This window comes from Serratia sp. Nf2, assembly GCF_003028435.1.
Lineage (GTDB): Bacteria > Pseudomonadota > Gammaproteobacteria > Enterobacterales > Enterobacteriaceae > Serratia > Serratia marcescens_L.
The window spans coordinates 274,442-287,856 of the sequence record NZ_PYTW01000003.1; the positions used below are offsets into that span (position 1 = coordinate 274,442).

The window sequence follows — 13,415 nt, forward strand, 5'->3', positions numbered from 1 at the left end:
AGCGCCGGGCGGCGTGTGGCCGAGCTGGCCCGTTTCGAACCATCACTCTGGAGGCCCTATGTCTGTAACACCGTTAAACTGGCGCGCTGCCGGCGCCCTCGCCGAACAATTGCTGGCCGGCTGGCAACAGCGTGGCGAACCCGGCGGCGCCATCACCCTGTTTGACGCCGAACAACTCCGCGCCACCGCCTGCGCCGGCCTGGCCGATCTGGCGCAGAATACCCCCTTCACCGCCGACAGCGTGGTGCGCTACGCCTCCGTGACCAAACATATCTTCGCCGCGCTGGCGCTGAACGCCACCGGCCGCGCCATTCAGCTCGATCAGCGCCTGGGCGAACTGCTGCCCGCCCTGCAGCCTGCGCTGGCGGACGTCACCGTCGGCCAGGCGCTGGACATGACCGGCGGCCTGCCCGACGTGCGCGAGACGCTCGGTTTGCTCGGCATCTCGCTGCACGCCGTCAGCGAGGCGCAGCCGGTGATGCAGTTTATCGAAGGGCTGGAGAAGTTGAACTACGAAGCCGGCAGCGAGATCGCCTACAGCAATACCGGTTATCGGCTGCTGGAGGCCGCGCTGCACGGCAAAGGGTATGATTTCGACCAACTGGTGCAACGGCACATCGCCCGGCCGCTGCAGGTGCAGATGCAAGCGCCGGAAAGCTGGTTCGACGTGGTGCCGGGGTTGGTGCCGGGTTACTGGCGTGCGCCGCAGGGCTGGCAACACGCCAGCGCCGGCCTGCACCTTTCCGCCTCCGGCAGCCTGACCGGCAGCCTTCACGCCCTCACCCGCTGGCTGCAAACGCTGCTGGCCGACGAGGGCCCCGGCCAGGGCGTGCTGGCGCAACTCGGCGCCCCGCGCCGCCTCAATCAGGGCCAGCTCAGCGCTTATGGCCTGGGTCTGGCGCAAACCCCGCTGGGCCACCACCGCTTGCTCGGGCACGGCGGTTCCCACGCCGGTTACAAAACCTATTTCCTGCTGGCGCCCGATCGCCAGGTCGGCGTCGCGCTGGTGGCCAACCGCGAAGACTGCGACAGTTTCGGTATGGCTTTGCAGGTGATGGCGGCGCTGCTGGGCGAACCCCTGCCACAGCGCAGTGCGGCGATCCCAGACGGCCTTTACGCCACGCTGGCAGAGCCACACTGGCTGGAGGTCAAAGACGGTAACCTGGCTTATCTGGGCAGCGGTGAACCGCTGTATCAGGGCGAGGACGGCTACGCGGTGTCGCTGTCCGCCCATATGCCGATCAAATTGAAGTGGACCGGCGAAGCGGTCGAGGGCGAAGTCGGGCATGTGGCGCGCCGTTTTCTGCCGGTCGCGGCCAACGGCGACTGCCTGAAGCATGTGCAGGGGCTGTGGTATCACCCGCACTATCGCACCGCCTTTGAAATTCGCGGCAATCGGGTGCATATCGGCGTCGGCCCGGCGGCGCAGACCGGGACGCTCAGCCCGCTCGGCCAGGGCCGCATGCTGGTGGAGTGCCAGGACGGCCCGTGGTTAAAACGCTTTTGCCTCTATTTCCGCGGTTACAACGTGGATCTCATCGCCAACCGCAGCCGGATGCTGACCTTCCGCCGCAGCACCGTCGGCCGCGACTGACGCTCAGCCTGCGCTGCCGGTTTTGACCGCCAGCAGCGCATCCGCCAGCCGCCGTTTGTCGGCGGCGCTGAGATTCACCTGATCCACGGACGCCATAAACGCCGCCCGATCCGCCTCGCCAAGTGGGCCGGCACGCAGCCGCTCCGCCAGACGTTGCAATATCTGACTGCTCAACCGCGCAATCTGCGGGCGCACCTGCGCCAACGGGCGAGGCTGCCAACCGGTTTCCGGGCTCGCCAGCCAGTCAGCGCGATAGCGATACTGAATCGCCTTGGCGGCGTCCATCTGCGCGGCGATAAAAGGCCGCACTGACGCCGGCTCCAACCCCAAACGCCCCGCCTCCGCCTGCGCGCTGGCCAACACCTTCGCCTCCTGCGCCAGGTCTTCGATCGGCAAATGCTGCTGCGCCTTGTAACCGGCAACGTCTTTCATCAACGACAGCCGTTGGCTCACCAGTTCGCCGATGGCGGCGGCGCCGTCGGCCAACGCAGGAAAACTGGTCAAACAGCAGGCTATCAATAACGCCCTGAACATGGCGCCTCCCTTATGATGCAGTGAAAACGTAAGGCCCAAAGTTCACCACGTCCGCCCCGCGCTGGCAAATAAAAAGGCCCCGCCGCAGCGAGGCCCGATAACGCTCGACAAACCTTAGTCGAAAACGCCGTTGATGACGGAAGCAACAATTGCGGTGCTGAGCGCGACCAGCACCAGATCGTCGCCGGCGATACGCCACTCATAACCCGGGTACTGCGGCAGATCACGCAGCATCGAGTAAGGCACCACTTTTTTGGCGATGCCCGGTGGCAACGGCTTACCGCGCGCCAGATTCTTGGCGATGCCCGGTGGCAGCGAGCTGTAGCCGGTCAGGCCGTAGTTGCGCGCCAGCGAACGGGCGCGGTCGCGCGAGAGGCTGACGGAAACCAGATTATCGCCGTCTCTATATCCGCCTTTATCTTTATTGCCTTTGTTGCCGTTGTTGCCATGGTTACCGCTATTACCGTGATTGCCGCTGTTGCCATGGCCATTACCGTTGCCGCCCTTATCGGCCAGAGCCGGAGCGGATGACAACCCCAGCGACGCGATCAGCGCCAACACCGTGAGGGTCGTACGACGTTTGTTCATGTTGTGTATTCCTGCGTGGGTGACGCTATTGACTATAGCGGGCCATTTCCGGACAAAGTATAAGGAAACTCCGAGATAACGGCGCGGTTTGACGGCAGACGCGCCAAAATCTTGTTTTAACGCAAAACGCCTCGAAAATGCCGATACTTACCTCAGATTTTTCTTGAAGAAAAATAAGCCTTACGCTAGCGTGGGAAGGTAACAAAAAAGAGTTAGCATGCTCTTTTTCGTCGCACCTCAAATCTTATTCTTATCATCCATAATGATAATAGCGAACACTTCCCGCCTCTCCGTGCGGGATTCTTTTTCCCGCCGCCGTCGCCCCAATCTGGTGCTTTATGTTGAGATTTAGTTGCCGATAATTTACATTCGCTGTCTGAGAAACCTCAACCTCCCGCGGTGGCCAGGCTGGCAACGGGTGGGCGTTCAGGAGCAAAAGACGTGCAAATGACCCTCATGGAATACATCACTCGACACTTTAACGGCGATCTTCATCGGTACGCGCAGTCGGAAGGCGTCAGCCGTGAACAAATCATTAGTTGGATAAATAATGAATGTCACGTGATCAAAGGCAGGCTGTTTATGCCGGTGAAGCATCTCCCGGTCGAACAAGCCCAGTGATGACGAAAAAAAACCCCGCCAGGCGGGGTTTTCTGTTTCTGATAACACGGAAAATCAGAAGTTATAGCCGACCACGAGGTAATAACCCCAACCGGTAGACTTGATCGGGCCCTGCGGGGTGCCGATATCCGCGCCATCCTGCCACTGGCCGCCGTTATGGAAATAACGCGCCACGAAAGAATAGTGCCAGTGATCGTAGTTCAGCGCCAAAATATGGCTGGAGGCGATCGAGTTGCCGGTGCGCACCTGTTTGCCGGTGCCGTCAACCCAATGGCTGTCCTTGCCCAGATCGGAACCGAAGTCAAAGTTGGTGAAGCCGATGTAGCTCAGGTTGCCACCCCACACCTGGGTCAATGGCACGAAGTATTTCACCTTGAAGCGGTAACCGTCCCAGCTGTTCTCGTTGGCAGCCTGGTAGTTTTCCCACTGGTATTTGGCATAGATGTTCATCGACAGGCTCATCGGCAGGCCGGTGTCGATATCGGTGCCCAGACCCATGTACCAGGTGTTTTGACGGCCGTCGGCGTTGTGGCCCAGATCATAGATGTAGTTGTTGGCGAAGTACCACTCTTTGAACGGCCCGAAGCTCAGATCGGTGCCGGTCAGTTTGTCGATGGAGAAGCGCGGTTCAATCTCCATAAACAGCGGGGAACCTTTGTCCCAGATGCCGCGATCCGGGGTGTTGCCCACGCCGAAGAACTTCGGCACGTCAACGTAACCGTAGAAATCGAACCAGTCTTTCTTGGCGAAGGCTTCGTATTCGAGATACACGTCGTTATTCAGCTGCGGCCCGAAGCGAGTGTGGTAGCTGCCCACCACGTTGACGCTCTGGTGCCACCAGTCGGAGACATATTGACTGTCTTTGCTATCAGCCATTGATGATGCACTGTAAGACGCTGCGAGCAGTACACCTGCTGCGAGAGCTATTTTTTTCATTTTATTACCACATGCTTAAAGGGCCATTTCCTGCCCGTTTAGAAAAGATGACAATGAGTCTGCCGACACCTGGCGTTGTCTTCACACAGAAACTCGGATGACGCGCGCATTATAGAAACCACTGACTGTAAGAATCTGTGATCCAGTTACGCATTTCGCGAATAGGTAATCGATTGCGTTCACATTTGTCAAATTATGTTTCATTCAAATTCACATTCGCTGTGATTTTTGTCATGCACATCGATTTTTAGCGCAGTTTTTGAGCCCACTGTCATCAAGGCGTCACCTGCTCGCCATCGTGTTGTGGAAAAGAAAAAGCCGACGCATAAACGTCGGCCTTCATCAAAATCAGCAGAAAATACGCACAGCGAAATCAGTTCACCGCCGGCACTGCCTTGGCGATGTTTTCCTGGCGGAACGCCACCTCTTCACCGTTTTTGACCTCCCAGCTGGCGACCGGAATGTCGGTCTTGGGCGCCGCCGCAACGACCGAACCATAAATCAGCTTGTCGTCGCGGCGCAAAATATAAACGTCGAGCTGATATTCATGCCGCAGATTCGCCGTGGTCAGGCGCACGGTATCGCCGCGCTCATAGTGATGCACGTCGATTTCGGGTTGTTGAATAAATTGAATGTCGCTTCTCATCGTCGTCGTTCCTTCAGGCAACATGGCTAGTTAAATTCTAGTTCAACATTGCGCCGACGGCGGATAATTTCCGTTAATTTCCGCGAGTTGCCCGCCAGCAGATCAACGAGCCGAGGGTAACCATCGCCACGCCCTGCCAGAAATTGGCGGTCAGCGAGGTGTGCAACACCAGCGCGGCGAACACCGCAGACAGCACCGGAGTGAAATAAGAGACGGTCGCCAGCAGCGTCATATTGCCGTGCAGAATGCCGACGTTCCAGGCGGCATACCCTGCCCCCATCGCCACCCCGGCGCACAGCAGCGTCACGGTCACGCCGGCGCTGAACTGCATGCCGCTTTCCGCGCTGAAGGCATATTTAAGCCATAGCGCCAGCGCGGTCAGCACGATGAACAGCACCACACCGTTGCTGCCCTGGGCGATCCTCTTGGTCAAGTTGCAGTACAGCGCCCAGATCACCGCGCCGCTGAAGGCCAGCCCGTAGCTGAGCGGATTGCTGCGCACGTTGGCCAGCATCTGCGCCGGTGACCAGCCGCCCTCACCGCTCATGATCCAGCCGATGCCGAACAGCGACAGCAGCAGCCCCGGCACCAGCCACCATTTGGCCTTTTGGCCGTTGAGCGCCAGCGCCATCAGCACGGTGAAACAGGGCCATAAGTAGTTGATCATGCCCACTTCTATCGCCTGCAGGCGGGTGTTGGCGTAGCCGAGCGACAGCGACAGGCAGATCTCGTAGCTGACGAACAGCAGGCTGCCGACGATGAGATAAGGCCGCGGAAAGCTGCGCCATTTCGGCACGCCGAGCGCCACCAGCAAAAACACCGCGCTGACGCTGTAGATCATCGCCGCGCCGCCGATGGGCCCCAGCCCTTCGCTGACGCTGCGGATCAGGCCGACGACGCTGCTCCACAGCAAAATGGCCAACAAACCGAACAGCGTGGCGCGGGTACGCGAGGGCAAAGCGGGCATAAGGCGGGTCCAATGGGTTATTTTTTATCAGGTTTTTCACTCTACTGCCGCACGCGCCAAAAAGAAAGGCGGGAAACTCCCGCCTGTGAATTTATTGCTGCGGCTGCCGCTCGAGCTGCGGCGGCGGCTGGCGAAAACGCCGGGTCAGCCAAGCCAAATAGCCAAAGCCCAGCGTCGCCCAGATAAGCCCCATGGTCAACGAGCTCTTCTCCAGGTTCAGCCACAGCACCCCCACCGTCAGCGCCCCCACCAGCGGCAGGAGCAGGAAGTTGAAGCGATCCTTCCAGCTTTTGTTGCGCCCTTCGCGAATGAAGAAGTGGCTGATCACCGACAGGTTGACGAAGGTAAAGGCCACCAACGCGCCGAAGTTGATCAGCGCCGTGGCGGTCACCAGATCGAACGACAGCGCAGACAGTGCCACCAGCCCGACCATCAGCACGTTGAGCGCCGGCGTGCGCCATTTGGGGTGGATGTAACCGAAGAATTTCTCCGGGAACACGTTATCGCGCCCCATCACGTACAACAGGCGCGACACGCTGGCGTGCGACGCCAGGCCGGAGGCCAGCGTGTTGATGAAGGTCACGCACAGGAAGATCGACTGGAACAGCTTGCCGCCGACGTACAGCGCGATCTCCGGCAGCGCGGCATCGGGCTGGTGGAAGCGTTGAATGGACGGGAAAAACAGCTGAATGAAGAACGACACGCTGATAAAGATCACCCCGCCGTACAGCGCGGTCAGGAAGATGGCGCGCGGGATCACCTTGGCGGCGTCGGGCGTCTCTTCGCACAGCGTAGTCACCGCGTCAAAACCGAGGAACGAAAAGCACAGGATAGTCGCGCCGGTAATGATCGGCAGCAGGTGCGCATTCTCGCTGAGGAACGGCCGCAGGCTCCACACCGTGCCCATCCCCTCGCCGTTGTGCAGGCCGCGCACCACCAGATAGATGAACACCAGAATGATCGCCACCTGCGCCAATACGAACAGGGTATTGAAGTTGGCCACCAGATTGACGCTTTTCAGGTTGATAGCGGTGATCAGGATAACGAAGCCCACCACCCACACCCAGGGCGGCACTTCCGGGAACAGCGCGGTCAGGTAAATCTTCGCCAGCAGCGTGTTGATCATCGGCAGGAACAGATAATCGAGCAGCGATGACCACCCCACCAGAAAACCAACGTGCGGGTTGATCGCCTTCTGCGCATAGGTGTAGGCGGAGCCGGCGGTAGGAAACTGGCGCACCAGTTTGCCGTAGCTGATGGCAGTGAACAGCACGCCGGCCAGCGCCAGCAGATAGGAGGTCGGCACATGGCCGTCGGTGAGACCCGAGACGATGCCGAAGGTATCGAACACCGTCATCGGCGTCAGATAGGCCAGGCCCATCATCACCACCTGCCACAGCTTGAGGGATTTGCGCAGCTGCGGTTTGCCCGCCGGGCCGCCGTCGATGGCTTTAATCGTCATGGCATTTCCCCTCTTGGTCCTCTGCTGTCAACCGTGCAACGTCATTCAGAGAGGCCGCGGGGAAACTGCTGCTCAGGCGGCGGGAAAAACGGGTTGGGATCACTGTCGGGCGGCCGGCGACCGGCCCGTAGGCACTGCGGCACAGGCAAACGTCTGCGCAGGGGAATGACTGAGTCATGGTTATTTCCTCGTCGGCGTCCTGTACGCCGTGATAGAAGAAATTCAGTACCGCAGCGCGCAGCCTCACCGGCCACAGGAGAGCCGATGAAATGCGCCGGACGCGCGCGGTCGTCGCAGGGTGAGCGGGATCAGGCGTTTTTCAGCATCCACTCGATTTCGGTTTCGGTGATCAGGCGCTCGAACTGCACCAGCTCATCGGTTTTGCAGGCCAGATAGACGTGGCTGAAGCGTTCGCCCAGCAATGCATTGAGCACCGGCTGATGTTCGAACTCGTACAGCGCGTCGCTCTGGCGGATCGGGAACGGCAGCCCGTCCTGCTCCAGCCCGTTGCCGGTCACCGGCTCAGGCAGCGGCAGCGCGGTTTCCAGGCCGTAGACGATACCGGCCAGAATGGTCGCCATCACCAGATAAGGGTTGGCGTCGGCGCCCGCCACACGGTACTCCACGCGGTGGTTGTCGCGATCGCCGCAGGGAATGCGCAGCGCCACGGTGCGGTTGTTATGCCCCCAGGAGGCCTGGGTCGGCACATACATGCCGGGCTGGAAGCGGCGGTAGGCGTTGACGTTCGGCGCCAGCAGCGCCATCGAAGACGGCATCAGGGCGATCATGCCCGCCAGCGCCTGTTTCAGCAGCGCCGAATCTTCGCCGTCGTCGTCGGCGAACACGTTGTTGCCGGCGCCGTTCAGCATGCTGATGTGCACATGCATGCCGCTGCCGGCGTGCTCCTCATACGGCTTGGCCATAAAGGTCGCCTGCATGTTGTGGTTCTCGGCCACCATGCGCACCAGCCGCTTCAGCGCCAGCGCGTGATCGCAGGCCTGCAGCACGTCGTCAGTATGGTGCAGGTTGACCTCGAACTGCCCCGGCGACGCCTCCGCCACCGCGCCGTCCGCCGGAATACCCTGCAAACGCGCCAGTTCGTCGATCTCGCTCAGCACATCGGCGAAATGGTTCAGGTTATCGACGGAATATACCTGGCTTTGGGTGTTGCGCTCTTGCGTGCCCGGCGCGCACGGCGGCTGCAGATAGCCCTCCGCATCGCGCTGACGATCGATGAGATAGAACTCCAACTCTACCGCTACCACGGGGGAAAGCCCGCGCTGACGCAAACGCTGCCACACTCGGTTCAGCACATTGCGCGGTTCAACGTCAAAGGGAGTGCCATCTTCATCCAGCATGGTGAGCAGCACCTGCGCAATATATTGCGGGTCCGCCGCCGACGGCGTCAGCGTGCCCGGCACCGGCACGCATACGTGATCCGGCTCACCCAGCTCCTGCCCCAGCCCGGCCTCTTCGACGACGTTGCCGAGAATATCCATCGCAAATACCGACGCCGGGAAGTAACACCCCTTCTCCAGCTTATTCAGGCCGCCGACCGGGATGCGTTTGCCGCGGAAGCTGCCGTTCAGATCGGTCAACAGTACGTCGACATGTTGGGTTAACGGATAACGTTCCAGGTACTTCTTCACTTCGCGCTGGAACGCGCTACTTCGTCTCTCTTCACTGTGCTGAACAAAGTTTTCCACTTCTACGATGTTGGTCTGCATGGTTCACCCGCCGTTTGTGTTTTGCTGTCGTCGATGTTTATTGACCGTCTTGTTCAATATAATGCCCACAAATGAAACGTAGATGAAACAAATTTGTTTTGCAAGTGTTACTTTTGGTTTGAGTATTGCCCAATCGACTGCTAGATTTATAGAATATTGAACGAAATCGGCGGTGGAGAAGCTTATCGTTCATAATTTCGAACGTACCAAGGGGATAGCATGGACAATATATTTAACAGACCAGTCATCGGCGTCGTCATGTGCAGGTATAGGTTAAACGGGCACCTAACACAGACCTTGCAAGAAAAGTACCTGAATGCCGTCATCACCGCCGGCGGCTTGCCGATCGCCCTGCCGCACGCGCTGGCGGAGCCGGAAATGCTGGCGGAACTGCTGCCGCGCCTCGACGGCATTATGCTGCCGGGCAGCCCCAGTAATGTGCAGCCGCACCTTTATGGTGAAAACGGCGATGAGCCTGACGCCGATCCTGGCCGAGACGCGTTGAGCCTGGCGCTGATCCGCCAGGCGTTCGACAGGCGCATTCCCCTTTTCGCCATTTGCCGCGGCATGCAGGAGATGGTGGTCGCCACCCAAGGCACCCTGCATCGCCGCCTGTACGAACTGCCCGAGCTGCTGGAGCATCGTGAAGATCACGATCTGCCGCTGGAACAGCAATACGCCCCCGCCCACGAAGTCATCGTTCAGGAAGGGGGGCTGCTTTCGCAACTGATACCGGATTGCAACAGATTCTGGGTGAACTCGCTGCACGGCCAGGGCGCCAAAACCCTGGGCGCGAGCGTTCGCATCGAGGCGCACGCCGCCGACGGGCTGGTGGAGGCGATCAGCGTGCGCGATCAGCCCTTCGCGCTCGGCGTACAGTGGCACCCGGAGTGGAACAGCGATGAGTACGCCCTGTCGCGCCTGTTGTTTGATGGTTTCATCACCGCCTGTCGGAACTATCAAAAGGAAAAACGCCCATGAGCGACGTCAGCTTGGCACCGGGAAAACGTCTGTCGCAGATCCGTCAACAATTGGGGTTGTCGCAGCGCCGGGTCGCCGAACTGTCTGGGTTAACCCACAGCGCCATCAGCACTATCGAGCAGGACAAGGTCAGCCCGGCCATCAGCACGCTGCAAAAGCTGCTGACGGTGTACGGTCTGTCGCTGTCGGCGTTTTTCGCCGAGCCGGAAAAACCAACGGAGCCGCAGATCGTGATCGGCAGTGACGATCTGATCGAAATCGGCAGCCAGGGCGTTTCGATGAAGCTTATCCACAACGGCGACCCGAACCGCACGCTGGCGATGATGATCGAGACTTACGAACCGGGCACCACCACCGGCGAGCGCATCAAGCATCAGGGGGAAGAGATCGGCACGCTGCTGGAGGGTGAAGTGGTGCTGCAGGTCAACGGCCAGAGCTATCACCTGCTGGCCGGGCAGAGCTACGCCATCAATACCGGCATCCCCCACAGTTTCAGCAACACGTCGGCGCGCATTTGCCGGATTATCAGCGCCCATACGCCGACGACATTCTGATCAACGGAGCCAGGCATGAACTTTCACCATTTGCAGTATTGGCAACAACGGGCGCAGGCCCTGAAGATTGAGCACCAGCTGTTTATCGACGGCCGCTACCAGCCGGCCGCCGCGGGGAAACGTTTCGCCGTGGAAGATCCCGCCGGCCGCCGTGAGCTGGCGCAGGTCGCGCGCGGCGAAGCCGCCGACATCGATCGGGCGGTCAGCGCGGCACGCGCCGCCTTTGAGCGCGGCGACTGGGCACAGGCCGCCCCGACGCAGCGCAAAGCCACGCTGCTGCGCTTCGCCGATCTGATGGAACAGCATCACGAAGAGCTGGCACTGCTGGAAACGCTGGACACCGGCAAACCGATTCGCCACAGCCTGCGCGATGACGTGCCGGGCGCCATCCGCTGCATCCGCTGGTACGCCGAAGCGATCGATAAGGTCTACGGCGAAATCGCCCCCACCGGCCGCGAGGCGCTGGCGCTGATCGAGCGCGAACCGATCGGCGTGGTCGGCGCCATCGTGCCCTGGAACTTCCCGCTGCTGCTGGCCTGCTGGAAGCTCGGCCCGGCGCTGGCCGCCGGCAACAGCGTGGTGCTCAAACCCTCCGAAAAATCGCCGCTGAGCGCCATCCTGCTCGGCAAACTGGCGCAGCAGGCCGGACTGCCGGACGGCGTGCTGAACGTGGTGCCCGGCTATGGCCACGACGCCGGCAAGGCGCTGGCGCTGCACCGCGACGTCGACGCCCTCACCTTTACCGGCTCCACGCTGGTGGCGAAACAGCTGATGATTTACGCCGGCGAATCGAACATGAAACGCGTCTGGCTGGAGGCCGGCGGCAAGAGCGCCAACATCGTCTTCGCCGATTGCCCGGATCTGGATCAGGCCGCCCGCAGCGCCGCCGCCGGCATCTTCTATAATCAGGGGCAGGTGTGCATCGCCGGCACTCGCCTGCTGGTCGAAGCGAGCATTGAGCAAGCGTTCCTGCAGGCGCTGCGCAAACACGCGGCGGCCTTCGTTCCCGGCGATCCGCTCGATCCCGACACGGTGATGGGTACGCTGATCGACAGCGGCCACTGCGAAAAAGTGGCCGGCTATATCGATCGGGGGCTGAGCCAGGGCGCCGCACTGTTCCTCGACGGGCGCGACCATCCGCAGGGCGACCACGCTGGCTATCTGGGGCCGACCATCCTCACCCAGGTGAACAACGCCATGAGCGTGGCGCGCGATGAAATCTTCGGCCCGGTGCTGGCGGTGACCACCTTCGACAACGAGCAACAGGCGCTGCAGCTGGCCAACGACAGCGAATACGGCCTCGGCGCCGCGGTCTGGACCCGCGATTTGGCCCGCGCGCACCGCATGGCGCGCCAACTGAAAGCCGGCACGGTGTTCGTCAACAACTACAACGATGGCGACATGACCGTACCCTTCGGCGGCTACAAGCAGAGCGGCAACGGCCGCGACAAATCGCTGCACGCGCTGGACAAGTTCACCGAATTGAAAACCACCTGGATCTCGCTGGAATAAGGGCTTATCTCATGACTGAACACGTAAAAAGCTACTATGCGGCCACGGCCAACGCACATCAGCCCTATCCGCAACTGAACGAATCGATCGAGTGCGACGTCTGCGTGATCGGCGGCGGCTATACCGGCCTCTCCTCCGCGTTGTTCCTGGTGGAGGCCGGCTATAACGTGGTGGTGCTGGAAGCGGCGCGCATCGGTTTCGGCGCCAGCGGCCGCAACGGCGGCCAGTTGGTCAACTCATACAGCCGCGACATCGATGTGATTGAAGAGCGCTACGGCGCGGAAAGCGCCCGCCTGCTCGGCAGCATGATGTTTGAAGGCGCGGAGATCATCCGCAGCCGCATCAGCCGCTACGCCATCGACTGCGACTACCGCCCCGGCGGCATCTTCGCCGCGCTGAACAACAAGCAGTTCCATGCGCTGATCGAGCAAAAGCGCAACTGGGAGCGCTACGGCAATACCCAACTCGAGCTGCTCGATGCAGATCGGGTGCGCCAGGAAGTCGCCAGCGATCGCTACGTCGGCGCGCTGCTCGATCACAGCGGCGGCCACATCCATCCGCTCAACCTGGCGCTGGGCGAGGCCGAGGCGATTCGCCTGCAGGGCGGGCGCATCTTCGAACAATCGGCGGTGACGAACATCCACCACGGCGAACCGGCGCTCATCAGCACGGCCAACGGCCTAGTGAAGGCGCGCTTCGTCATCGTCGCCGGTAACGCCTATCTGGGCGACAAGCTGGAACCGCGGTTGGCCAAGCGCAGCATGCCGTGCGGCACCCAGGTGGTGACCACCGAACCGCTGGCGCCGGAGATCGCGCAGGCGCTGATCCCGCAGAACTACTGCGTGGAAGACTGTAACTACCTGCTGGATTACTACCGCATCACTGCCGATCATCGTCTGTTGTACGGCGGCGGCGTGGTGTACGGCGCGCGCGATCCGGACGACATCGACAACCTGATCCGGCCGAAGCTGCTGAAGACCTTCCCGCAGCTGAAAGGGGTGCGTATCGACTATCGCTGGACCGGCAACTTCCTGCTGACGCTGTCGCGCATGCCGCAGTTCGGCCGGCTGGAGAATAACGTGTACTACATGCAGGGCTACAGCGGCCACGGCGTGACCTGCACCCATCTGGCGGGCAAGCTAATCGCCGAGCTGATGCGCGGCGACGCCGAACGCTTCGACGCCTTCGCCAAACTGCCGCACCTGCCGTTCTTCGGCGGGCGCAATCTGCAGATCCCGTTCACCGCCATCGGCGCGGCCTACTACACGCTGCGCGACCGTATCGGCGTCTAAA

13 protein-coding genes are annotated in these 13,415 nt (G+C 61.0%); 6 read left to right on the plus strand and 7 right to left on the minus strand.

Annotation, left to right across the window (positions count from 1 at the left end):
- The first annotated feature begins 58 nt into the window (after positions 1-58).
- On the plus strand, positions 59-1,594 hold the full coding sequence (locus C9411_RS09095; protein WP_107226911.1) for a serine hydrolase: 1,536 nt from the start codon (positions 59-61) through the stop codon (positions 1,592-1,594).
- Between the two features lie 3 nt (positions 1,595-1,597).
- On the opposite strand, the gene C9411_RS09100 is transcribed toward C9411_RS09095, so the two are convergent.
- Together C9411_RS09100 and C9411_RS09105 are read right to left on the minus strand one after the other, a co-directional pair.
- Entirely contained in the window at positions 1,598-2,128 is a 531-nt protein-coding gene (locus tag C9411_RS09100) for a chorismate mutase (protein WP_107226912.1), read from the minus strand.
- 114 nt (positions 2,129-2,242) lie between these two features.
- Positions 2,243-2,716 (minus strand): anti-virulence regulator CigR family protein, encoded by a 474-nt coding sequence (locus C9411_RS09105; RefSeq protein WP_107226913.1) that lies wholly within the window; start codon positions 2,714-2,716, stop codon positions 2,243-2,245.
- Between the two features lie 441 nt (positions 2,717-3,157).
- Here C9411_RS09105 and C9411_RS09110 point away from each other — a divergent pair, with 441 nt between their 5' ends.
- A complete protein-coding gene (locus C9411_RS09110; protein WP_025160261.1) occupies positions 3,158-3,337 on the plus strand; it encodes a hypothetical protein in 180 nt (59 codons plus the stop codon).
- Positions 3,338-3,391: 54 nt separating this feature from the next.
- Here C9411_RS09110 and C9411_RS09115 read toward each other — a convergent pair whose 3' ends face one another.
- The 5 genes from C9411_RS09115 to C9411_RS09140 all read right to left on the minus strand — a co-directional run bounded on the left by C9411_RS09115 (position 3,392) and on the right by C9411_RS09140 (position 9,075).
- On the minus strand, positions 3,392-4,273 hold the full coding sequence (locus tag C9411_RS09115) for a nucleoside-specific channel-forming protein Tsx (RefSeq protein WP_049272741.1): 882 nt from the start codon (positions 4,271-4,273) through the stop codon (positions 3,392-3,394).
- A 373-nt stretch (positions 4,274-4,646) separates the two neighbouring features.
- Entirely contained in the window at positions 4,647-4,919 is a 273-nt protein-coding gene (locus C9411_RS09120; RefSeq protein ID WP_004941292.1) for a hypothetical protein, read from the minus strand.
- A gap of 73 nt (positions 4,920-4,992) precedes the next feature.
- Entirely contained in the window at positions 4,993-5,886 is an 894-nt protein-coding gene (yddG, locus tag C9411_RS09125) for an aromatic amino acid DMT transporter YddG (protein WP_107226914.1), read from the minus strand.
- Between the two features lie 91 nt (positions 5,887-5,977).
- Entirely contained in the window at positions 5,978-7,348 is a 1,371-nt protein-coding gene (locus tag C9411_RS09130; protein ID WP_063989632.1) for an APC family permease, read from the minus strand.
- Positions 7,349-7,656: 308 nt separating this feature from the next.
- Positions 7,657-9,075 (minus strand): glutamine synthetase family protein, encoded by a 1,419-nt coding sequence (locus C9411_RS09140; protein ID WP_063989631.1) that lies wholly within the window; start codon positions 9,073-9,075, stop codon positions 7,657-7,659.
- Between the two features lie 219 nt (positions 9,076-9,294).
- On the opposite strand from C9411_RS09140, the gene puuD reads away from it, so the two are divergent.
- From puuD to C9411_RS09160, 4 genes are read left to right on the plus strand one after another with little or no spacing between them, the layout of a single operon-like run.
- Positions 9,295-10,056 carry a gamma-glutamyl-gamma-aminobutyrate hydrolase gene (gene puuD, locus C9411_RS09145; RefSeq protein ID WP_039566470.1) on the plus strand — a complete coding sequence of 254 codons (762 nt, stop codon included), beginning with the start codon at positions 9,295-9,297 and terminating at the stop codon, positions 10,054-10,056.
- Positions 10,053-10,610: an HTH-type transcriptional regulator PuuR gene (gene puuR / locus C9411_RS09150; RefSeq protein ID WP_049288046.1), complete on the plus strand. Its 558-nt coding sequence runs from the start codon at positions 10,053-10,055 to the stop codon at positions 10,608-10,610. Before puuD ends, puuR begins: the two co-directional genes overlap by 4 nt.
- Before the next feature lie 15 nt (positions 10,611-10,625).
- Positions 10,626-12,122, plus strand: a complete 1,497-nt coding sequence (puuC, locus tag C9411_RS09155; protein WP_063989630.1) for an aldehyde dehydrogenase PuuC — start codon at positions 10,626-10,628, stop codon at positions 12,120-12,122.
- Positions 12,123-12,133: 11 nt separating this feature from the next.
- The gene (locus tag C9411_RS09160) at positions 12,134-13,414 is read left to right on the plus strand and encodes an FAD-binding oxidoreductase (protein ID WP_107226915.1); all 1,281 of its coding nucleotides are present in this window, start codon (positions 12,134-12,136) and stop codon (positions 13,412-13,414) included.
- Position 13,415 lies beyond the last annotated feature (1 nt).